We start from the raw sequence: 22675 nt of genomic DNA on the forward strand, positions 1-22675 counted from the left end.
GCCCCTTCCCGCTGCCCCACCTGGTCCCACCTGTTGCTGCCGTACGGTACGTGCTGACAGGGCGGACGTGGCAACTCTGGCACATCTTCGCAAGACCCGAACGCGGGGGTCCGCTAGGAGGCATTCGCCCATCTCACCTGGGAGATGGTCCGTTTTCGCACGGCATCACCGGTACGCACGAATTGCCACTCATCGGTGACTCTTGGGGTCTTTTTCCCTTCCCTGTTCTATGCGTTCGGGGGCGGGCCGTCCTTCGGTCGTCCGAGCACTCCGGGGCGCCGCTGCCACGGCAGTGGTCCGGTGGGCGGACGGTAGGCGACACCCAGGGCGTCGAGGCGCGGATAGTGGGCGGCCATCCGTCGCTCGAATTCGGCGAAGTCCCGTTCCGCGGGCGCCGGAAGAGCACTCCAGGCGACCTCGGCGAACGCCGCGAGCCGGGGGAACGTCTGGTAGTCCACGCGTGCGTGGTCCTCCATCACCTCGGTCCACACGTTGGCCTGCGCGCCCAGCACATGACGGGCCTCGGCCTCGCTGAGCTGCTCGGGAACCGGCTCGAAGCGGTAGACGTCCTCCAGGGTGCGCACATGGGCGATCGGCACCGGCTCGTCCTCGCCGGGGGCCTGCCGCCAGTCCAAGTACACGTGCTGTTCAGGGCACATGACGACGTCGTGCCCCGCGCGGGCCGCCGTGATCCCGCCCTCGTAACCACGCCAGGACGACACCACGGCCCCCTCCGCGAGCCCGCCCTCCAGGATCTCGTCCCAGCCGACGAGCCTTCTCCCGCGCGCGGAGAGCCACTTGTCGAAGTGTCCGATGAACCACGACTGCAACTCGTCCTCGTCAGCGAGCCCGAGTTCCTTGATGCGCGCCTGCGCGGTCGGCGACTGCTTCCACTGGTCCTTGAGGCATTCGTCACCGCCGACGTGAATGAACTCCGAGGGGAACAGCTCCAGGAGTTCCTCGAACACCCCCTCGTAGAAGCGCAGGGTGTTGTCAGTGGGGGCGAGTACGTTCGGGTTGATGCCCCAGGTGTCCCAGACGGAGAGGGAGTTGGTGGCGATGACGTCGGTGTTGCCCAGTTCCGGATACGCGGCGATGGCGGCCTGCGAGTGTCCCGGTACGTCGATTTCGGGGACCACGGTGATATGCCGCTCGGCGGCGTAGGCGACGATCTCGCGGATGTCGTCCCGCGTGTAGTAGCCGCCGTGGGGCTTGTCGTCCCACAGCGGTGAGGCACGGTGGCCGAATTTCGTGCGCGCCCGCCAGGAGCCGATCTCGGTCAGCTTCGGGTACCGCTCGATCTCGACGCGCCAGCCCTGGTCGTCCGTCAAGTGGAAGTGGAAGACGTTGAGTTTGTGCGCCGCCATGAGATCCAGGTAGCGCAGGACGCCTTCCTTGGGCATGAAGTGCCGGGCGACGTCGAGCATGAGGCCGCGCCAGTGGAAGCGGGGGGAGTCGTGGATCGTGAGGTGCGGCACGGCCCAGGTGCGGTCGCGGTCGAGCGGAGCCCTGCGATACGCGTCGGGGCCGAGGAGTTGACGCAGCGTCTGGGCGCCCCAGAACACACCGGCCGGGCTGCCGCCCTCGATGAGGATCCCGTTCAAGTCGCTGACGAGGCGGTACTCCTCGGGGCCGAGCGCGGGGTCGAGCTGGAGCCCGATGCCGTCGTCGCAGGCGTCGTCGAGTTCCCGCCCCTCACGCAGCGGCAGACCAGTCGCCTGCTGGAGCACGGTGCGCAGCCAATTGCCGACGCCTTCCGTCCCGTCGCCGGCGTAGAGCTGGGAGCGCGCTGTCAGCCGCACCTCGCCGGAACCGGCGACAACACCGCGGGGCTCAGGAATCAGTTCCGTCTCTGAAGTCACGTCAGTCCTTAACCGCTCCGCCCAGCCCCGAGACCAGACGTCGCTGTACGAGTACGAAGAACACCAGCACCGGAATCGTCATCACCGTGGAGGCCGCCATGACCCCGCCCCAGTCCGGGTCGTCCGGCTTGTAGAAGACAAGGAGGGCCATCGGCAGGGTCGACTGGGAAGTGTCGCTGATGATGAAGGACTTGGCGAACAGGAAGTCGTTCCAGGCCGAGATGAAGGAAAACACGCTCGTGGCCACCAGCCCCGGGAAGACGAGCGGGAAAAGGATCTGCCACAGGAATCGCGTCCGGCTCGCCCCGTCGATGTACGCGGCCTCCTCCAGCGCGTCCGGTACGGCTTTCACGAACCCCCGCAGCATCCAGATCGCGAACGGCAGCGAGAACGCGATCTGGGGCAGGATCAGAGACCCCAGGGTGTTCAGCAGCCCGAGCCCCCGCATGGTGAAGAACAGGGGGATCGTCAGCGCTTCCACGGGCACCATCTGGGCCACCAGGAACATGATCAGGAGGGTGGTCCGGAAGCGGAACCGGAATCGCGTCACCGCTGTCGCGGCGAGAAAGGCGATCAGCGCCGAGACGATGACCACCGAGCACGCCACGACAAGGCTGTTGACGAAGTAACGGCCGAATTCCTGCTGCCCGAACACGCGCCGGAACGAGTCCAGAGAGGGCGCGAGCGTCCACGGCCGAGGCTCGCTCGACTCGATCTCACCGGCCGGTTTGAACGCGCTGAGCACCATCCAATAGAGGGGGAAGGCGACGACGACCGCGATCAGCAGCGCCGAGGCCTCGGCAGCGAGCCGCCAGGGCCGCCGGGGCCGTCGTATAAAGCCGCCAAGACCGCGAAGCAGACTCACAGCTCCTCCCCCTGCCTGCGCAGCAGGCGCAGATAGACCAGCGTGACGGCGAGCAGCATCAGCAGCATGACGACGCCGATCGCCGAGCCGAGGCTGTACTTCGAGGACGCGAACGCCTGTTGGTAGGCGTACACGTTCAGGACGAGGTTCTGGCCCGCGATGCCGCCGCCGTTGGTCATGACGTAGATCTGGGTGAAGACCTTGAAGTCCCAGATGACGGACTGGATGGTGACGACGGTCAGGATCGGCCGGAGCATCGGCGTGAGGATGGACCGCCAGATCCGCCACTGCGAGGCGCCGTCCAGGGCGGCGGCCTCCAGGACCTCGGAGGGTACGGCGCGGATGCCGGCGTAGACCGTCACCATCACGAACGGGAAGGAGCACCACACCACTTCGAGCAGCACGAGGAAGAACGCGCTCAGCCGCCCGTACGTCCAGGAGTGGTCCCCGAGGCCGAGGATGCGGTTCACCGGCCCGAAGTCAGGGTCGAAGAGCAACAACCACACCGTCGACCCGGTGACCGCCGGCGTAGCCCACGCCCCCAACGCGGCCAGCATCAACACAAGCCGCGGCAAGGCCCGCACGCGCGTGAGCAACACGGCAAGCGCACACCCGACAGCCAGCGTCGACACCACACACGCCCCCGCGAACAACACGGTCGACAGCAGCACCTGCCAGAACTGGCTGTCCGAGAACAACTCCGCGTAGTTCCCGAACCCCTTGAAGGTCGTCGGCTCCCCACCACTGACCTGGGCCTGCGTGTACTGAAAGAACGAGATCAACCCAAGCTGATAAATGGGGTAGACCAGCAACCCCCCAAGGACCACGAGAGCCGGGGCGAGATACAACCAAGGCACACCCGAACTCCGCCAGGGGCGCGGGGCTGTGTTTGATTTGCGGCTACCGCCGCGTGGGCGCGGCAAGCCACGACGCCCCCGCACCCGCGAACGATCCGCACCAACCGAGCTATTGGGCGCCACCGCTCAACCCGCGGAGCTGAACGCGTCGTTCATCTTCTTCGCCGCGTCCTTGGAAGCCGCCGCCACGTCCTTCTTGCCGCTGATGACCTCCTGCAGCATCGTCGGCAACACCAACGACGAGTCGATCTCCGACCAACCGGGCGACGCGGGAACGAACTTCGTCCCCGCAGCCAACGTCTGCACGAACGGCTTCTCGAACGGCACCTTCGCCGCAGCCGCATCCCGGACGTCGGTGAACGTCGGCAGGAACCCCATCGCGTCGAACATCGAAGCCTGCGTCGTCTTCGAGGTGAGCTGCTCCATCAGGTCCACCGCGAGCGTGCGGTGCGAAGTGCTCTTCAGGACACCGATGTTGTTGCCCCCGGCGAACGCGGGGGCAACCGACCCGGACGCGACACCCGGCAACGGCACGACCGCGTACTTGCCCTTGACCTTGCCCGCCTCGACCGCGCTGTGGCTGAAGTCGCCGCCGATCGCCATCCCCGCCTTGCCGGCCGCGAACGCGGTGATCGTGTCGTTGCCGCCCATCACCGCGCACTTGGCGGCGGGACAGTTGTCGCTCGTGAAGAGCGAGGTGTACGCCTTGATGCCCTTCTGCGCGGCGGCGCTGTCGATCGCGGAGGTGTACGAGCCCCCCGAACCCCCCTTGGCCGTGGCGAGTTCGCCGCCGTTGGCCCAGACGAAGGGCATCGCGCCGTAGGTGTAGGCACCGCCGACGACGAGGCCGTAGAGGTCGGACTTCGCCTTGTGGATCTTGCGGGCGGTGGCGGCCAACTCGGCCATGGTCTTGGGGGGTTGGAGGCCCAGGTCCTTGAAGACGTCGGTGCGGTAGTACAGGGCGCGGACGCCGACGTAGAACGGGGAGCCGTACATCTTGCCGTCGACCGTGACGGACTGCTTCGCGGTGGGGTCGGTGTCCTTGGCCTCGCTCCAGGCGCCGAAGTCCTTGGTGACGTCGAGGAGTCCGCCGTCCTTCACATAGCCGGCCGTGTCGGTGTTGCCGTACTCCATGACGTCGGGCGCGGACTTCGGGTCGTTGAAGGCGGCCTTGACGCGCTGGGCGCGGGTGTCGATCGGGATGTACTCGACGTCGACCTTGGTGTCCTTGTGCGCCTTCTCGAAGGCGGTGACCACGGAGTCGACGACCTTCGCCTTCGGGTCGTTGCCGACCTCCTGGAAGAGCCACACCCGCAGGGTGCCGCTCTGGTCGTCCTTGTCCGACGACGAGTTGTCGGAGGTCTGGGGCGCGCAGCCGGCGACGACAGCGGCGGCCGCCACGAGTACGGCGAATCTGGGGGCGAGCTTCATGGAGCGTTCCTCCGGGCGTGCGTTGCAACATATGCAATGGGCGTTTCGCTCTGCACAACACCACGGAGATTAAGGAGTAGATGAACGCGCCGACAAGAGGTCTCAACCACTTCGTGACACACGAAAGCCCGCCGAAACACGCGAAAGGCCCTCGGGGCGCGCGAAACCGCGCCCCGAGGGCCTCACGAAGTCAGACGGCCAGAAGGTCAGACGAATCGGACTGCCAGCGGACGGACCGGCCGTCTACTTGCCGTCGCCGCCCTTGCCCTTGTCGCCGTCGCCGCCCGAGCCCATGGACTCGTAGATCTCCTTGCACATGGGACACACCGGGTACTTCTTCGGGTCGCGCCCGGGCACCCAGACCTTGCCGCACAACGCCACCACAGGAGTGCCGTCGAGGGCGCTCGCCATGATCTTGTCCTTCTGGACGTAATGGGCGAAGCGCTCATGGTCCCCGTCGCCGTGCGACACCTGGGGCGTCGGCTCTACGAGGGTCCCCGTACCAGTCCCGCGCTCGGGCTCAAGAGTGCTCATACGGCCAAGGGTACTGAAGCTCACCGGCATCAGTTCAGCGAAGGGTCGTCCGGATACGTCGCCACCATCGCCAGTTCGCTGCGCTGGCGGCGCAGCACCTCGCGCCAGAGTCTCTCCGGGGACGGCGAGGACACGTCACCGGGCTCCGACTCGACGACGTACCAGGCGCCCTCCACCAGTTCGTCCTCCAGTTGCCCGGGCCCCCAGCCCGCGTACCCGGCGAAGATCCGCAGCGAGCCGAGGGCCGAGGCCAGCAGCTCCGGCGGGGCCTCCAGGTCGACGAGTCCGATCGCGCCGTGCACGCGCCGCCAGCCGAGCGGGGCACGCTCACTGGACGACGCGCCGCCCGGGATGACGGCGACGCCGAGGGCCGAGTCCAGCTGGACCGGGCCGCCCTGGAAGACGACTCCCGGCTCGCCGGCGAGATCCGCCCAGCCCTCCAGGATGTCGCCGACGTCCACAGGAGTCGGGCGGTTGAGGACGACACCGAGGGAGCCCTCCTCGTCGTGGTCGAGAAGGAGCACCACCGCGCGGTCGAAGTTCGGGTCCGCCAGGGCGGGTGTTGCCACGAGCAACCGCCCTGTGAGCGAGGACACCTCGGTCATGCCTGACATGATCCCGCATCTTCCCGCGGATGGGGGAGGCAATGGGGGTTCGGGAGTGAATGCAGCTCAGGGCGGACAGAGGCGTCCCCGGCGCACACGACGCCCCCGTGACCCCATGTGCCCGATTGGGAACGGTTCGTGTTGTGACACAGCTATGACGTAGCTGGGTGCTCCTTGGGCTTACAGGAGGGGGGTGGGCGGCCATTACGCTTACGTCTTCGGCCCCTGCCCAACTCCACGGAACGCGAGATTCATGACCGTCAACGGCTCAGACGACGTACTGCTTGTCCACGGCGGAACCCCGCTCGAGGGCGAGATCCGTGTCCGTGGTGCGAAGAACCTCGTACCCAAGGCCATGGTCGCCGCCCTGCTGGGCAGTGAGCCAAGTCGACTGCGCAACGTTCCGGACATCCGTGACGTTCGTGTCGTACGCGGACTGCTGCAACTGCACGGGGTGACGGTCCGTCCGGGTGAGGAGCCGGGCGAGCTGGTGCTCGATCCGTCGCACGTGGAGAGCGCCAACGTCGCCGACATCGACGCCCACGCGGGCTCGTCGCGCATCCCGATCCTGTTCTGCGGTCCGCTCCTTCACCGGCTCGGACACGCGTTCATCCCGGGGCTCGGCGGCTGTGACATCGGCGGCCGGCCGATCGACTTCCACTTCGAGGTGCTGCGGCAGTTCGGCGCGAAGATCGAGAAGCGGGCGGACGGCCAGTACCTGGAAGCCCCGCAGCGGCTGCGCGGCACGAAGATCCAGCTGCCGTACCCGTCCGTGGGCGCCACCGAGCAGGTGCTGCTGACCGCGGTGTTGGCGGAGGGCGTCACCGAACTCGCCAACGCGGCCGTGGAACCGGAGATCGAGGACCTCATCTGCGTACTGCAGAAGATGGGCGCGATCATCGCCATGGACACCGACCGCACGATCCGCATCACCGGTGTGGACTCGCTCGGCGGCTACACCCACGCGGCCCTCCCGGACCGTCTGGAGGCCGCGTCCTGGGCGTCCGCGGCGCTGGCCACCGAGGGCAACATCTACGTCCGGGGCGCGCAGCAGCGCTCGATGATGACGTTCCTCAACACCTACCGGAAGGTGGGCGGTGCCTTCGCGATCGACGACGAGGGCATCCGCTTCTGGCACCCCGGCGGCCAGTTGAAGTCCATCGCGCTCGAAACGGACGTGCACCCGGGCTTCCAGACGGACTGGCAGCAGCCGCTGGTCGTCGCCCTCACGCAGGCGACCGGCCTCTCCATCGTCCACGAGACGGTCTACGAGTCCCGGCTCGGCTTCACCTCCGCGCTCAACCAGATGGGCGCGCACATCCAGCTCTACCGCGAGTGCCTCGGCGGCTCCCACTGCCGCTTCGGCCAGCGCAACTTCCTCCACTCGGCGGTCGTCTCGGGCCCGACCCGCCTCCAGGGCGCCGACCTGGTCATCCCCGACCTCCGCGGCGGCTTCTCGTACCTCATCGCCGCGCTGGCGGCCCAGGGCACGTCCCGCGTCCACGGCATCGACCTCATCAACCGCGGCTACGAGAACTTCATGGAGAAGCTCGTGGAGCTCGGCGCGAAGGTGGAGTTGCCGGGCAAGGCGCTCGGATAAGCAGCCGTAACGTACGACGATGGGGCGGGCCCCCGGACCCGGTGGCCGGCCCATAAGCGTTACGTTAGCCCCGGACACACACCCCGGGCGGTACCGGCCGACTAAATAACCCTGACCGGGTGGCCGCCCCATTCGCGTTACTTGAGCCTCGTACGCAATCCCGTCGCGTACGCGAAGGACTACTTACCCTTGGCGGCTTCCTTGAGCTTGCTGCCCGCGGACACCTTGACGCTGTAACCGGCGGGGATGTTGATCGGGTCGCCGGTCTGCGGGTTGCGCGCGGTACGAGCGGCACGGTGGGTGCGCTCGAAGGTCAGGAAGCCGGGGATGGTGACCTTCTCGTCACCCTTGGAGACGATCTCGCCGACGGTCTCGGCGAACGCGGCCAGAACGGCGTCGGCGTCCTTGCGGGTCACCTCGGCACGGTCGGCCAGCGCGGCCACCAGCTCACTGCGGTTCATGTTGTTACTCCCGTGTTCTTCTTGCCGTTTGAGGCGTGCCACGCGGCGGAGCCGCATATCGGGCACGGTGCTGCCGATGCTGCCAGGGTCCTCGGTGAGTCCCCGGACCCGGGTCCGTCGTCCAGACCCTCGCGCCCGAAGACGCATCCTGCCCCTACCTGCGGCGGGAAAGCCAATCCGGCACCCGTAGGAGTCGCGAGAACACCCGTGGGAGTCACACGAAGAGCGCCACTGCATCAGCGTGGTGACGCTCCGTCTGCTCCCGGCGGCGAGGGCCGGGCCTGGAAGGCCCGAAACCTGGCCGCCACGATAAACGGCCGCCGAAGGCCCCGGGTTCCGCGACGCGCCGATGTACGCACGGCCGTGGCGATCCTCACAGCCACCGCACACACCCCGATCGGGGGACCAGGACGGGTCTACGACGCGGGGGGCGCCGCTGCTCCGGCCGCCTTGGCCGCGTCGCGCACCGCGCCCGCGACCGCGCCGGCGACCTTGTCGTTGAAGACGCTGGGGATGATGTAGTTCGCGTTCAGCTCGTCCTCGGTCACCACGTTCGCGAGTGCGGTCGCGGCGGCGAGCATCATCTCGGTGTTGACGGTGCGGGACTGCGCGTCCAGCAGACCGCGGAAGACACCCGGGAAGACCAGCACGTTGTTGATCTGGTTCGGGAAGTCCGAGCGGCCCGTGGCGACAACCGCCGCCGTCTGACGGGCGATCGCCGGGTCGACCTCGGGGTCGGGGTTCGCGAGCGCGAACACGATGGCGCCCTCGGCCATCGCGGCCACGTCGTCGCCGTCGAGGACGTTCGGGGCGGAGACGCCCACGAAGACGTCGGCGCCGCGCACGGCCTCCTTCAGCGTGCCCGTCAGGCCCTCGGGGTTGGTGTTGTCCGCGATCCAGCGCAGCGGCGAGTCGGCCTTGGCGTCCACGAGGTCCTCGCGGTCGGCGTGCACGACACCGTGGATGTCGGCGACGACCGCGTTCTTGAGGCCGGCGGCGAGCAGCAGCTTGAGGATGGCCGTACCGGCCGCGCCCGCCCCGGACATGACGACCCGGATGTCACCGATGCCCTTGCCCGCGACCCGCAGCGCGTTCGTCAGCGCGGCGAGGACCACGATCGCGGTGCCGTGCTGGTCGTCGTGGAAGACGGGGATGTCGAGGGCCTCGCGCAGCCGGGCCTCGATCTCGAAGCAGCGCGGCGCGGAGATGTCCTCCAGGTTGATGCCGGCGAAGCCCGGGGCGATCGCCTTGACGATCGCGACGATCTCGTCGGTGTCCTGGGTGTCCAGGCACAGCGGCCAGGCGTCGATGCCGGCGAACCGCTTGAACAGGGCCGCCTTGCCCTCCATGACCGGCAGCGCGGCCATGGGACCGATGTTGCCGAGGCCCAGCACGGCCGAGCCGTCCGTCACGACCGCGACGGAGTTGCGCTTGATGGTGAGGCGGCGCGCGTCCTCGGGGTTCTCCGCGATCGCCATGCACACGCGGGCGACACCCGGGGTGTAGATCATGGAGAGGTCGTCACGGTTGCGGATCGGGTGCTTGGACTGCATCTCGATCTTGCCGCCGAGGTGCATGAGGAACGTACGGTCCGAGACCTTGCCCAGTGTGACGCCCTCGATGCCGCGCAGCTGCTGGACGATCTCGTCGGCGTGGGCCGTCGAGGACGCCGCGATGGTGACGTCGATCCGGAGCTTCTCGTGGCCGGAAGCGGTCACGTCGAGGCCGGTCACCGAGCCTCCGTGGGACTCCACGGCCGTGGTGATCTGGGAGACCGCCGTTCCGCTGGCGGGCACCTCCAGACGGACCGTGATCGAGTAGGAGACGCTGGGCGCCGTAGCCATGGCCGACTTCCTCTGCTTTCACCGTTGAGCTGAGTACGCGTTCCGATGGTCGCACCTACTGTCGGGTAGGCGTTAGCCGCCCCCGATTGCGAACGTTTTGTTCGCGAGAAAAAGAGGCCCCCGTCACTTTTCCCGTGACGGGGGCCTCTCTGACAAGCAATGACACCGACCCGCCATGCTCGCCTCGCGGCAAGTGGTCGCTCTAAGCGACGAAGGTTGGGCCCGGGGGCTTGGATCGGGCCGGTGTCACATCCAGGCTAACAAACAGATCCCGTAAGACCATTCCCATCCCGAGAGTTCATGAAAACCACCCCTCGATCAGACTCTCGATCAGACCCGCGATCAGAGCCTTGACCAGTCCCCTCAGTCCCTGAGCAGATCGGGCACCCCGTTCGCGTCCGGCTCGTCCCGCTCCGCCGAGACGACCGTCAGCTGCTGGGTCGCGCGGGTGAGGGCGACGTACAGGACGCGGAGGCCGGCGGGCGACTCGTCGGCGATCTCCGCCGGCGAGACGACGACCGTCGCGTCGTACTCCAGGCCCTTGGCCTCCAGGCTGCCGAGGGCGACGACCCGGTCGCCGAGGCCGGTGAGCCAACGGCGGGCCTCCTCGCGGCGGTTCATGGCGACGACCACGCCGACGGTGCCGTCGACCCGGTCGAGCAGCCGGGCGGCCTCCGCGCGGACGGACTCGGACAGGGAGTTCCGTACGACGGCGAAGTGCGGCTTCACTCCGGTCGAGCGGACCGCGGACGGGGACTCGGAGCCGGGCATGGCCAGGGCCAGGACCTTCGCCGCCAGTTCGGCGATCTCGGCCGGGTTGCGGTAGTTGACCGTGAGGGTGAAGCGGCGCCGGGGGCGGGACCCGAGGGCCTCGTCGCGGGCCTCGGCGGCCTCGTCGGGGTCGGACCAGGACGACTGGGCCGGATCTCCTACGACCGTCCAGGTGGCGTGCCGGCCGCGGCGACCGACCATGCGCCACTGCATCGGGGTGAGGTCCTGGGCCTCGTCGACGATGACGTGCGCGTACTCGGTGCGCTCCTGGGCGAGCCGCTCGGCCCGTTCGCGCTGCGACTCCTCGCGCGTCGGCATCAGCTCTTCGAGGCCGGTGAGGTGGTCCAGCGGGTCCAGGTCGCGCCGCTTGCGGGGGCGGGCCGGGGTGCCGAGGATCGCCTGGAGTTCGTCGAGGATCGCCACGTCGTGGACCGAGAGGCCGTCCCGCTTCAGTGCGCGGGCGACCCTGCGGACCTCGCCGGGGTTGAGGATGCGCCGGGCCCAGCGGCCGAGCTTCCGTTCGTCGGACATCGACCGCAGGACGGCGCGCGGGGTGAGTTCGGGCCACCAGGCGTCGAGGAACGCGATGAAGTCGTCCTCGCTCGCGATGTCCTCGTCGAAGGACGAGCGCAGTTCGGCGGCCAGTTCGGGGTCCGTGTGCCGGCCGGCCGAACCGGAGCGCTCCCACAGGGCGTCCAGGAGGAGCTTTCGGGCGCGCGGGCGCAGCATGTTGACCGGGGCCGTACCGCTGAGCGCGCTCTGCCGGACGCGCTCCAGGTCGGCGGCCTCCAGTTCGAGACGACGGCCGAACGCCACCACTCTGAGCCGGGTCGGCGCTTCGCTCCGCTCCAGGGCCCCTCGCGCGGCCTTCCGCAGCACGCCGAGCATGCGGTACGAGCCCTTGGCGCGGGCCACGGCCGGGGAGTCGTACAGGGTGGCCTCGGCGCCGTCGACGAGCGAGCCGATGGCCCGGATGGCGACCTGGCCCTCCTCGCCGAGGGACGGCAGGACGCCCTCGGTGTACGCCACCAGCAGCGGGGTCGGCGAGACGATGAGGATGCCGCCCGCGTACCGGCGCCGGTCCTGGTAGAGCAGGTAGGCGGCGCGGTGCAGGGCGACGGCCGTCTTGCCGGTCCCCGGGCCGCCCTCGACGTAGGTCACCGAGGCGGCGGGGGCGCGGATCACCAGGTCCTGCTCGGCCTGGATCGACGCCACGATGTCGCGCATGGTGTGGCTGCGGGCCTGGCCGAGCGCGGCCATCAGGGCGCCGTCGCCGATGACGGCCAGTTGCTCGCCGTCGAGGAAGGCGGTCAACTCCGGCCGCATCAGGTCGTCCTCGACCCCGAGCACCCGCCGCCCCTTGGAGCGGATGACCCGCCGCCGTACGACCCGCCCCGGATCGACCGGGGTCGACCGGTAGAAGGGCGCCGCGGCGGGCGCCCGCCAGTCGATCACCAGCGGCGCGTACTCGGAGTCCAGGACCCCGATCCGCCCGATGTGCAGGGTCTCGGCGATATCGGCGGTCCGGTCGTCCCGCACCGCGCCTTCGGCCGGTTCCACGGCGGTGTAGGCGCCGTCGGGTCCCTTCTTGCCGTCTTTTCCGAGCAGGAGGTCGATCCGCCCGAAAAGAAAGTCCTCGAACTCGTTGTTGAGCCGGTTGAGGTGGATACCGGCGCGGAACACCTGTGCGTCCCGTTCGGCGAGCGCGCCGGGCGTGCCGACCTGGCCGCGCTTGGCCGCGTCGTTCATGAGGAACTCTGCCTCGTGGATCTTCTCCTCAAGACGTCGGTACACCCGGTCCAGGTGTGCCTGTTCGACGCTGATCTCCCGGTCCCGTAGCGAATCCTGGGCGGATTTGTCGGACACCGTGTCGAGCGCGGTCTCCTGTTGAGCCTGTGCGGCCACCGGGCCCCCTTCTGACGTGCTGGGCAGCCGTCAACCGTACGCGAAAGAAAGCCTCCGTAGCGAGGGGCCTGCCGAGTGGATCTTGACAAAGACGCGGGGCCCGGCACGCGCACCTGCCGCGTTCCGGACCCCACTGACCAAACTTGATCAGTTGCTACGTGCTTACGCGTCCACTGCCACGAGCTTCTTGCCGTCGAAGGTCATGACCTCGAAGTGGTCGATCTCGTTCGGCGTGAGAGCCGCTCCGCCCTGGGCGTAGAGCGGGCTCTTGGCCTCCGCCTTCGTGGCGTTCGCGATGCCGTAACCCCAGGCCGGGACCGACCAGGAGCTCATCGTCTCGCGTTCGCCGTTCTTGCCGACGGCGATCAGGGAGCACTTCAGCGGGCCCTTGACGTTCTTGAGCTCGACGACCCCGAGGGTGCCCCAGTCCTTCTTGGACATCGCCACGGTCGCGCTGACCTTGGTGGTCTTGTCCGTCGCGGAGACCTTGTCGGACAAAGTGTCGAAGGTGGTCTTCGCGGTGGACACGGCCACGTTTCCCCTGCCGCCCGAGTCGTTGCCGCCGTTGACGGCGATGACGGCCAGCGGTCCCGCGATGATCAGGGCCGCCGCGGCGGCGATCATGTAGAAACTGCGCCGACGCTTCAGGGCCCGACGGTCACCGACGTCGTCGACCAGCCGCTCCACCAGTCGGGGACTGGGCTTCGCGGACAGGGACTCGCCGATCGCGGGGGTGCCGGAGCCCGGCAGATCCGCGAGCGCCGCCAGCATCGGTTCCATCCCGGCCAGCTCGTCGAGCTGCTGGGCGCACCATTCACAGGTGGCGAGATGGGCCTCGAAAGCGGTTGCTTCGGTGTCGTCGAGAATCCCGAGGGCGTAGGCGCCGACGGTCTCGTGTTCGTTCGAGCCCTGAGATCCCTGCATGGAACCAGGACTACCCGTTCCGTATCCCCCGTAAATGCTCATGCCGTCACCCCCCGCTCCTCCAGAGCAAGCTTCATCGATCGAAGGGCGTAGAACACCCTTGAGCGCACCGTGCCACTGGGGATGCCAAGCGTCTCGGCCGCCTCATTGACGGTACGCCCCTTGAAGTACGTCTCGACGAGCACCTCCCGGTGGGCCGGGGTCAGGTCGTCCAGCGCGTCCGACAGTGTCATCAGCCACAACGCCTTGTCGATCTCGTCCTCCGCGGGGATGACCTCCAGCGGCGACGGGTCCACCTCCTGCGGCCGGGCCTGCCGGCTGCGGTGACCGTCGATGACGATGCGCCGTGCGACCGTCACCAGCCAGGGTCGTACCGATCCGGTCGCTCGATTGAGCTGGCCGGCGTTCTTCCAGGCCCGGATGAGCGTCTCCTGCACCACGTCCTCGGCACGCTGCCGGTCCCCGGCGACGAGCCGCAACACATAGGCGAGCAAGGGTCCGGCGTGCTCTCGGTACAGGGCACGCATCAGCTCCTCATCAGGTTCCGAGGACTGGGACATGCGATGTCGGGCCCTCGGTGCGTGTTCATTGGCCACGACGGAATCCTTGCGCACGCCCACCTCCGGTGTCCGGGGGTTCCCCCAGTCGGTCGCTCATGGAGAGGTACGCGGGCGGGCGGTCGAGTGTTCAGAGGGAGGCGACATTTTTCTGTGTAGTGACGTGACGAGGGGGACATGAGTGCACATTCCCACCGTACGATCTTTACATTTCCACCACACAAGCAAGATCACGCGAGCTGCCCGTGCCGCGCCGGAGTGAAACGCACTGTTGTCGAAATCACTTCGACAATTGACGTCCCGTCACCTCACAGAAGCCGCATAAGGGATTCTCAGGCTCGGGCGAGCGCCGCGCGCCGTCGATGCCGGGCCACTCTTTCGCGATTCCCGCAGACCTCACTGGAGCACCAGCGCCGTCGCCGCCCCCGGGACGTATCCAGATAAACGATCGGGCAGTTGTCCCCCTCGCACTCTCTGAGCGAGGCCCGCGCAACCGGATCGGTGAGCAGCTCCACAGCATCCCTTGCGATCACCGCGAGCAGCGCGTCACACCCCGGGGGCCCGTCCAACTGCCGCACCAGGGCGCCGTCTTCATCGCGTACGGCACGGGGTGCGGGGGGTGCGGCGCGGGCGAGGTCGTTGACGCGGGCGAGGGCGAGGTCGTAGGGGCGGGTGTCGGAACCGGTGCTTCTGCGGACCAACTGCCCGATCTGCCCGCGCAGTTCACGGAAGCCGACGAGCCAGGCGGAGTCGACGTGCGCGAGCGGGGTGGCCGCGGGGACGAGCCCTGATCGGACGATCCACGCGCACAACGGCTCCGGCGCGTCGAGCCGTTCCTCGGGGTGCGTGGTGGCGAGGAGATCCAGACAGATCCGCCCGGCGTCGAAACGCAGCTCGTACGGGGCCATGGTCGAACCCAGTGCCATGTGCCTGTCACCGCCTTGGGATTACCCCGGTCGTCGGGTCGGTCGGTGGGAGTGGGGAGGGGATGGGATGGGAGAGGAGAGGTGGGGAGAGGTGGGGAGAGGTCGGGGCGCGGGAAACCGTTCTCTCTACAGTGCCTGCCCGCTCGCGTGGCCGTAACCCCTTGTGCGGGGCGCGCGTGGACGGTCGCGTATGCGGTCGCGCGTCTCGGCGATGTTCGGTGGGGCGGCTCGTCCGTTGACTGGAGGCATGACAGAGAACAGGACTGGCACGGGTTGGGTACTGGGTGCGGCCACGGTCGCGATGGGGTTGATCGCCGGGGTCTTCTACGTGTTCGCGTGCGCGATCATGCCGGCGCTTGCGCGCAGCGACGACCGGGTGTTCGTCGAGGTCATGCGGAACATCAACGACGTGATCCAGAACCCGGTGTTCTTCCTCAGCTTCATGGGGGCGTTGCTGCTGGCCGGCGTGTCCGCGTGGCAGGCACGCGGGAGGCCGTATCGGGGGTGGGTGTGGGCGGGGCTGGGGGCGCATGCGCTGGCGTTCCTGGTGACGGTTGCCTTCAATATTCCGCTGAACAATGGGTTGGCGGATACGGGGGATGTGGGGGTGGCGCGAGATCGCTTCGAGAGCGCGTGGGTGGGGTGGAACGTGGTACGGGCGGTGTTGTCGACGGTGGGGGTGGGGTGTTTGGCGCGGGCACTGGTGCTGTACGGCAGCTTTCAGCGCAAGGGGACTTCTTAGTGCAGGGCGGGGGGCTTCAGCGCAGGGGAACTTCTAGTGCAGGGCGGGGGGGCTTCAGCGCAGGGGAACTTCTAGTGCAGGGCGGCGGCTTCAGCGAGCGCAGGGCGGGCTGTTGATGCAGGGGGGCACCTTCAGCACCGGGTCAGCTGGGCCTCTTGACGCAGGCTGGCGCCGTCAGCGCTGGGGGCTCTTGGCGCAGGCCGGCACCTTCAGCACCGGGTCAGCTGGGCCTCTTGACGCAGGCTGACGCCTTCAGCGCCGGGTGGTCTCTCGGTGCAGGACGGCGCCATCCAGCCCGTGGAGGTTGGCTTCTTGGTGCAGGCCGGTATCAATCCAGCCGGTGAGGGCTTGCTTCTGGCGTAGGCCGGGGCCTTTCAGCGCAGGGCGGGCTCGTGATGCAGAGCGGCACCTTCAGCGCCGGGTGGTCTCTCGGTGCAGGGCAGCGCCATCCAGCCTGCGGAGGCTCGCTTCTCGGTGCGGGCCGGCATCATCCGGCTCAGCTCGTGGGGGCTTGCTTCTTGGTGCAGGGCGGCAATATTCAGCGCCGGGTGGTCTCTCGGTGCAGGACGGCGCCATCCAGCCCGTGGAGGGTCGCTTCTTGGTGCAGGGCGGCGAAATTCAGCCCGTCCGGCGTTTGAGGACGAGGCCCCTTCAGGGCCGATGGGGGGGGGCTGGGGGCGGAGCCCCCAGGGACGCTCGCACCAGCGCCCCGCACCAACTCCCGCTCACCCTACGGAGTACTTCGTGTCGGCCGCCGGGTCCAGCGCCAGCCGGTACCCCCGCTTCACCACCGTCTGAATCAGCTTCGGTGCCCCAAGTGCCGTACGGAGGCGGGCCATTGCCGTCTCTACGGCATGCTCGTCCCGCCCGGCACCCGGCAGCGCCCGCAGGAGTTCCGCACGGGCCACGACCCAACCCGGGCGGCGGGACAGGGCCCTGAGCAATGACATCCCGGCCGGCGGGACGGGTCGTAGCGCGCCGTCGACCAGGACCGCGTGGCCGCGGATCTCCACGCGGTGGCCGGCGACGGGCAGCACGCGGGCGCGGCCGGGGAGTTCCTGGCAGAGGAGCTGGACGAGCGGGCCGAGCCGGAAACGCTCGGGCTGGACCGTGCCGATGCCGTGGTTCTGGAGCGGGAGCGCGGTGACGGGACCGACGCAGGCCGGGAGGACGTCGTGGTGCAGGGCGGCGAGGAGTTCGGGCAGCAGACCCCGGGTCTCGGCGCGGGACAGCAGCGACGCGGCGGCCGGTGCGCTGGTGAACGTCAGCGCGTCCAGGCCGCGCGAGACCGTGGCGTCGAGGAGCCGGTCCAGCGGGGCGATGTCCTCGGGCGGCATCCACCGGTACACGGGAACGACGACGACATCCGCTCCCCCGGCCCGCAGCGACTCCACGAACCCGGGCAACGGTTCGCCATGCAGCTGGATGGCGACCCGGCGCCCCTCGACGCCCTCCTCCAGGAGCCGGTCGAGCACCTCGGCCATGGACTCGGAGGACGGCGACCACTCCTCGGTCAGCCCGGCGGCGCGCACCGCCCCTTTGACCTTGGGCCCGCGGGCGAGCAGCTCCACCCCGCCCAACCGTTCGAGGAGCGCCTCCCCGAGCCCCCACCCGTCGGCGGCCTCGATCCATCCCCGGAACCCGATCGCGGTCGTGGCCACCACCACGTCGGGCGCCTGGTCGATCAACTCCTTGGTCGCGGCGAGCAGTTCGCTGTCGTCGGCGAGGGGCACGATGCGCAGCGCGGGCGCGTGCACGACCACCGCACCGCGCCGCTGGAGCAGTGCCCCCAGCTCGTCGGCGCGGCGCGCGGCGGTGACGCCCACGGTGAACCCGGAGAGGGGACCGTGTTGCGTGCGATCCGGTAGCTGCTGTTCCTCGTGCATGGCTCTCGTCCCGAACGTCGTCGTACATGCAGTGGTACGTACTGGTCGTACATCCAATGGTGCGGCGCCTACATGCCGAACGAGCCTGTCAACGGCGCGTGACAGGCTCGGTTCGGCTTTATGTCGCCGGTGTTACGTCACACCTCGGCATAGCTGAGCTGCGACTTCGCCTCCGATGCGGAAGCCTTGGCCTGAGCCTGGGCGGTCGGGCGGCGAAGGTATACGGCCCAGGTGACCCCGAAGCAGAGGCCGTAGAAGACGAGGAAGGCGACGAACGCGCCGGTCCCGGAGCCGGAGGAGAGGAAGGACTGCCGGAAGGCGAGGTTGATGCCGACCCCGCCGAGCGCGCCGACGGCCCCGATGAGCCCCATGGAGGCCCCGGAGAGCCGCCGACCGTAAGCGGCGGCCTCATCCCCTTCGAGTCCCTTCGCGAGGGCCTTGGTCTGGAAGATGCCGGGGATCATCTTGTACGTCGACCCGTTGCCGAGCCCGCTGAGCACGAACAGCACGATGAACACGGTGACGAACAGCGGCAGCGACTTCTGCATGCTGGCGACGACCAGGATGGCGGTCGCGGCGGCCATGGCGACGAAGTTCCACAGGGTGATCCGCGCGCCGCCGTAACGGTCGGCGAGCCACCCGCCGACGGGACGGATGAGCGAGCCGAGCAGCGGGCCGATGAAGGTGAGATACGCGGCCTGCAACGGCGTACGGCCGAACTGGACCTGAAGCACCTGCCCGAACGCGAACGCGTACCCGATGAACGACCCGAACGTGCCGATGTACAGGAACGCCATGATCCAGGTGTGCCAGTCCCGCGCGGCGTCCTTGGCGGCGCCGGTGTCGTTCTTCACGGAGGTGAGGTTGTCCATGAAGAGGGCGGCGAGGACGGCGGCGACGAGGATGAGCGGGATGTAGATCCCGAGCAGCACGCGCGGCCCGCCACTGGCCCCGATGATCGCGAGGGCGACGAGCTGGATGACCGGGACACCGATGTTGCCGCCCCCGGCATTGAGCCCAAGGGCCCACCCCTTCTTCTTCAACGGGAAGAAGGCGTTGATGTTGGTCATGGAGGAGGCGAAGTTGCCGCCGCCGATACCGGCCAGCAGGCCGATCCAGAGGAAGGTGTCGAAGGACGTCCCCGGCTTCATCACGGCGAACGCGGCGATCGTGGGGATGAGGAGGAGGCTCGCGGAGACGATCGTCCAGTTCCGTCCACCGAAGATCGCGACCGCGAAGGTGTACGGCACCCGGACGACCGCGCCGACGAGCGTGACCATCGACGTCAGCAGGAACTTGTCCGCCGGGGTCAGCCCGTACTCCGGGCCCATGAAGAGCACCAGCACGGACCACAGGGTCCAGATCGAGAAGCCGATGTGCTCGGAGAGCACGGAGAAGACGAGATTGCGCCGGGCGACCTTCTCACCGGTCTCCCGCCAGAAGGTCTCGTCCTCCGGGTCCCAGTGCTCGATCCACTTGCCGGGGGCGGGAGTTGGGACTGGGGCGGGGGCTGGGACTGGGGCTGTCATGACGCCTCCACGGTGCTCCGGGGCTCGGGGGTGCCCCTACGACGGGGTAACGAGCGGTGATACGTCCCGAAGGTAGGGAGGGCGCGTTTCGACGCTGTGGCTGTGAGTGACCGGAAGGGAACGTTGCTCTCACGGGCGGGGGTGGGGCGCGGTGAGGTGGCGGTCAGGTCCTCAGGGCCACAGCCGTCGGCCCGACGCCCACAGCACGCAACCGTCCCGGATCATTGGCGGCGCCGTCCGGGTCCCACGCGAGTACGAACCTCGACCCGGCAGTGATGTACGACGACCTCGGCGACGTACGACTTCTCCCGCCCTGCGAGCGTGTACACCCGTCCTCCGATGACGAGTTCGGGCTCCCCCCAGAGGCGCTTCAGGGCCTTCTGGGGGGGGGAGAGACCGGGTCTCGGAGAGGATCTTGCCGGTGTCCGAGGCTCGTACGACTGTCAAGGCTGACCATCGGGCGACTGATGGTCAGCCTTTGCGCGGAATTCGTCCAAGCGCCTCCGGCTGAATGCCGTGAATGGATGTTGAGCACCGAGGATCCGTTCACGGGTGTCCACTACGGTTGCCATCAACTCGACTGCCAAGTTCACGTCACCGAGTGCTGCCCTGATCGACGCGTACAACGTCTGGGCCGAGAGTGTCATCGGAAAGTCCGGGCCGTAACGCCGCTGGTATTCCTCGACGACCAAGCGAGCGTCTTCGATGGCCGCCTCGAACCGGCCCAGCCTGTTCAGTGCGTTGGCATAGTTGAGCCGTGCTTGCAGGGTGACCGTGTGGTCAGGCCCCAGCTCCAGGGCGCATTCCTGGGGAAGCGGCAGCGCCGTGCTATCGACCTCCGCAGCGAGCTCGGAGGGGGGCACGCGCGAGAGCAGGAGAGCTCTCGCCCCCAGGGTGAGTGGGTGCGTAGGCCCGAGTACCCGCTGCCGGCCCATAGCGGCGTGCCGGAGAAGCGCCAGGCCCTCCGACACGCGGCTCAACTCGAACAGTGGATCGCTGGTCCCCTCATAACTGTCCAAGGTGTCGGGGTCGTCGGGTCCGAAGAGTCGCTCGCGGTCTAAGAGCACGCGGCGGTGGAGTGCCTCGGACTCCTCATACCGGCCGAGGCGAAAAAGCGCCCGGCCGGCTCGTGCGTACGAGGACAGAACCAGCCGGTGCTCCGCGCCGAGCACTGGTTGAGCGACGGCCGCCGCGTCGGAGGCCAACTCCCAGGCGGACAGGTAATCGCCGGTGCGGTGAAGAGCGATGGCCAGCCGTACAGCAACGTCGAGGGCCTCAGTCACCACGGACACATCCGTGGCATGCCGAAGCAAGGCAAGCACGTGGGGCGAAAGCAAACGCAGCCGCAGGTCCTGTGGGCCTGGCTCGGGGATGGCGGGGACGCCGGCATCAAGCAACCGAGCGGCCGTGCGTGCGGACTTGGTGGCCTGCCCGTGTGGTGTACCGACCGCCACGCTGGCGAGCAGCACGCCGTGGGTCTGTACACATCGCACGCCGACATCGACCAATGTGGTGAGGGACTGGTCCAGCAGTCCCCGCAGCGCGGTTTCCGCCCGTGAGCGCGGGAGTACGTCGTTGAGCTCCGGGCTGTTCAAGAGAGTGAGCGGCAGCGGATCAGCGCCGTAGCAGGCCATCAGCCGGAGCAACACGGTCGACTCGGGGAACCCCTGAGCGGCTAGCGCTTCGAGGGACAACTGCCAGGTTTGGCTGACGAGATGCCTGGAACCACTGTCGGTCAGCGCGTTGGCCCCCCGGTCGATGAGGTCGACGGGCTCGTGACCGGCAAGGTGACTGCCGTACCTCGTCATCGTCCACGGGTCGATCACCTGGTGGGAGAGGAAGCCGCCCGCAAGAGTGAGCGCCAAGGGCAGCCGTCCCAGGCGGTCTGCGATCTCGGCGGCCTCGTCCATCGTGCCTGTTTCTGGCGCAAGGTCGTACAGCACCTGGGCGGCAGCATCACGCGGCAGCACACCGACGTGGTGCAACTCAGCATGTGGCCACCAGCGGGGGGCTGCTTGACGGGTGGTGACCAGGACGGTCCCACGTGGGCTGGTGCGGAGCCAACTGCCGTCCCGCAAGCTCGCGGGGTCGTCGGCGTTGTCCAGCACCAGCAGCCAGGGTTCCGCGGATCGGTCGAGCCGCTCCCACACCAGATCAGCGGAAGCCCGCAATCCGTTTCGTGCGGCAAGCAACTCGCCCTCCGTCGCTCCTCGGTCGGCGGCGACGGCGAGCATTCCGCTGCGCAGCGTGGTGCGGTCGGCCGCATTGACCCACAGGCCGACCCGGCTGCCTTCGGTCGAGGCAAACTGGAACACTGCGCGCGCAACCGCCGTCTTGCCGCAGCCGCCCATGCCGTGAAGCACGTAGATCTGATGGAAGGCGTCGGACGCTACTGCGGCCCGAAGGCGCTCCATCAGCTCGGTACGGTCGCGGAGTACCACTGGCGCGCGACCACCTGTCGGTTGACGTACTGATTCGGTGCTGGCCCACGCTGCAGGACTTGCATCGCCGTGGTGGTGGTGCTCGATGATGTGCTGGTCACCAGACGCCTGGTACACACGGCCATGCCCATCGGCGCGACCATCCATCGCGTCGCTCATCGCTCGATGACGTGCTGGTCACGTCCGGCCTGATAGATCCTGGAGTTGCCTGACGCGGTGGCCTGCTGCACCACTACCGGGACTGTCGTCGTACGTGTGTCCAGCTCGTCCAGAAGGGTCCGCAGGTCCTCGGCTACCTCAGGGCAAGCTGTGAGCAGACGTCGGATACGGCCCTGCCACTCGGCCACCAGTTCCCGCTCAGTATCCGGGTCTCCGGTTGTGCGCGCAGCAAGCAGGTCCTCGTGGGCGGCATCCAGTTCTGCGGCCACGGCCTCAACGCGCGCTGGGTGAACACGACGCCAAAGAGATGTGATGCCCTCGCGCGTGCGTTGCCATGCGTCCGTGGCCATCAAGGTGACGATGGTCGTTCCCGCCGTACTCGCGAGCGCGGCAATCTCTGGCTCCACAGCTCCCCCAACGGGTCCGTACCCGACAATTCCCTTTACCTTATGGCCAGTTGCAAACTCCCTGGCAGCTTTCCCATTTGGCACCCCATCCAACGCCGACATCCGGTGCGGTGGGCGGATAATCGGTCGCCGGGCGGCCTGTCGAAGGGGGCGGGAGCGCGCGGGCTCGATCGAACCACGTCAACAGAGCTCCTCGAAGTTGAGGAGACACAAGAGGAGCGGACATCAGGACGCCTCGGCGCGGGAGCGTGACACTCGGCGCTGAAGTGTCACATTCCCCACTGACTGACCTCGCCAAAGAAGCCAGGGCGTCCTTGACGCGAGATCTGTTGCTCCAACTACTGCGGATTCCCGGGCTGCCGGACGCGC

General features: G+C 68.2%; 18 protein-coding genes. 2 read left to right on the forward strand and 16 right to left on the reverse strand.

All coding sequences use genetic code 11. From position 1 onward, the window contains the following. Window positions 1–227 precede the first annotated feature (227 nt). The 6 genes from ACFWP5_RS22905 to ACFWP5_RS22930 form a co-directional block, all read right to left on the reverse strand. Window positions 228–1862: a beta-N-acetylhexosaminidase gene (locus ACFWP5_RS22905; protein WP_384159464.1), complete on the reverse strand. Its 1635-nt coding sequence runs from the start codon at window positions 1860–1862 to the stop codon at window positions 228–230. Between the two features lies 1 nt (window position 1863). Further along, a complete protein-coding gene (locus tag ACFWP5_RS22910; RefSeq protein WP_384159467.1) occupies window positions 1864–2727 on the reverse strand; it encodes a carbohydrate ABC transporter permease in 864 nt (287 codons plus the stop codon). Further along, window positions 2724–3650: a carbohydrate ABC transporter permease gene (locus ACFWP5_RS22915; protein WP_384159470.1), complete on the reverse strand. Its 927-nt coding sequence runs from the start codon at window positions 3648–3650 to the stop codon at window positions 2724–2726. The genes ACFWP5_RS22910 and ACFWP5_RS22915 overlap by 4 nt, the downstream gene beginning before the upstream one ends. A gap of 60 nt (window positions 3651–3710) precedes the next feature. Continuing rightward, window positions 3711–5015 carry an extracellular solute-binding protein gene (locus tag ACFWP5_RS22920; RefSeq protein ID WP_384159473.1) on the reverse strand — a complete coding sequence of 435 codons (1305 nt, stop codon included), beginning with the start codon at window positions 5013–5015 and terminating at the stop codon, window positions 3711–3713. 243 nt (window positions 5016–5258) lie between these two features. Continuing rightward, window positions 5259–5549, reverse strand: coding sequence for a DUF3039 domain-containing protein (locus ACFWP5_RS22925; protein WP_363101406.1), 291 nt, complete (start codon window positions 5547–5549; stop codon window positions 5259–5261). Between the two features lie 29 nt (window positions 5550–5578). Beyond that, entirely contained in the window at window positions 5579–6154 is a 576-nt protein-coding gene (locus tag ACFWP5_RS22930) for a YqgE/AlgH family protein (RefSeq protein ID WP_384159477.1), read from the reverse strand. Window positions 6155–6407: 253 nt separating this feature from the next. On the opposite strand from ACFWP5_RS22930, the gene murA reads away from it, so the two are divergent. Then, window positions 6408–7754 (forward strand): UDP-N-acetylglucosamine 1-carboxyvinyltransferase, encoded by a 1347-nt coding sequence (gene murA, locus ACFWP5_RS22935; protein WP_043679363.1) that lies wholly within the window; start codon window positions 6408–6410, stop codon window positions 7752–7754. Between the two features lie 179 nt (window positions 7755–7933). Here murA and ACFWP5_RS22940 read toward each other — a convergent pair whose 3' ends face one another. The 6 genes from ACFWP5_RS22940 to ACFWP5_RS22965 all read right to left on the reverse strand — a co-directional run bounded on the left by ACFWP5_RS22940 (window position 7934) and on the right by ACFWP5_RS22965 (window position 15142). Continuing rightward, on the reverse strand, window positions 7934–8215 hold the full coding sequence (locus ACFWP5_RS22940; protein ID WP_019056394.1) for an HU family DNA-binding protein: 282 nt from the start codon (window positions 8213–8215) through the stop codon (window positions 7934–7936). Window positions 8216–8631: 416 nt separating this feature from the next. Next, entirely contained in the window at window positions 8632–10059 is a 1428-nt protein-coding gene (locus ACFWP5_RS22945; RefSeq protein WP_384159480.1) for an NAD-dependent malic enzyme, read from the reverse strand. A 363-nt stretch (window positions 10060–10422) separates the two neighbouring features. Further along, window positions 10423–12735 carry a HelD family protein gene (locus ACFWP5_RS22950; protein WP_384159483.1) on the reverse strand — a complete coding sequence of 771 codons (2313 nt, stop codon included), beginning with the start codon at window positions 12733–12735 and terminating at the stop codon, window positions 10423–10425. A gap of 162 nt (window positions 12736–12897) precedes the next feature. Beyond that, window positions 12898–13659, reverse strand: coding sequence for an anti-sigma factor family protein (locus ACFWP5_RS22955; RefSeq protein ID WP_384159486.1), 762 nt, complete (start codon window positions 13657–13659; stop codon window positions 12898–12900). Between the two features lie 38 nt (window positions 13660–13697). Continuing rightward, complete coding sequence (locus tag ACFWP5_RS22960) at window positions 13698–14219, reverse strand: sigma-70 family RNA polymerase sigma factor (protein ID WP_019056398.1); 522 nt, start codon at window positions 14217–14219, stop codon at window positions 13698–13700. A 329-nt stretch (window positions 14220–14548) separates the two neighbouring features. Continuing rightward, a complete protein-coding gene (locus ACFWP5_RS22965) occupies window positions 14549–15142 on the reverse strand; it encodes a CGNR zinc finger domain-containing protein (RefSeq protein WP_384159488.1) in 594 nt (197 codons plus the stop codon). 247 nt (window positions 15143–15389) lie between these two features. On the opposite strand from ACFWP5_RS22965, the gene ACFWP5_RS22970 reads away from it, so the two are divergent. Continuing rightward, window positions 15390–15884 (forward strand): DUF1772 domain-containing protein, encoded by a 495-nt coding sequence (locus ACFWP5_RS22970; RefSeq protein WP_384159491.1) that lies wholly within the window; start codon window positions 15390–15392, stop codon window positions 15882–15884. Window positions 15885–16609: 725 nt separating this feature from the next. On the opposite strand, the gene ACFWP5_RS22975 is transcribed toward ACFWP5_RS22970, so the two are convergent. The 4 genes from ACFWP5_RS22975 to ACFWP5_RS22990 form a co-directional block, all read right to left on the reverse strand. Then, the gene (locus ACFWP5_RS22975) at window positions 16610–17770 is read right to left on the reverse strand and encodes a uroporphyrinogen-III synthase (RefSeq protein ID WP_384159494.1); all 1161 of its coding nucleotides are present in this window, start codon (window positions 17768–17770) and stop codon (window positions 16610–16612) included. A 137-nt stretch (window positions 17771–17907) separates the two neighbouring features. After that, complete coding sequence (locus ACFWP5_RS22980; protein ID WP_384159497.1) at window positions 17908–19299, reverse strand: nitrate/nitrite transporter; 1392 nt, start codon at window positions 19297–19299, stop codon at window positions 17908–17910. A 443-nt stretch (window positions 19300–19742) separates the two neighbouring features. Beyond that, window positions 19743–21899, reverse strand: coding sequence for a tetratricopeptide repeat protein (locus tag ACFWP5_RS22985; protein ID WP_384159501.1), 2157 nt, complete (start codon window positions 21897–21899; stop codon window positions 19743–19745). Then, window positions 21896–22306: a hypothetical protein gene (locus ACFWP5_RS22990; protein WP_384159504.1), complete on the reverse strand. Its 411-nt coding sequence runs from the start codon at window positions 22304–22306 to the stop codon at window positions 21896–21898. The genes ACFWP5_RS22985 and ACFWP5_RS22990 overlap by 4 nt, the downstream gene beginning before the upstream one ends. Window positions 22307–22675: the final 369 nt, after the last annotated feature.

The sequence above is a fragment of the Streptomyces sp. NPDC058469 genome (assembly GCF_042721125.1).
GTDB lineage: Bacteria > Actinomycetota > Actinomycetes > Streptomycetales > Streptomycetaceae > Streptomyces.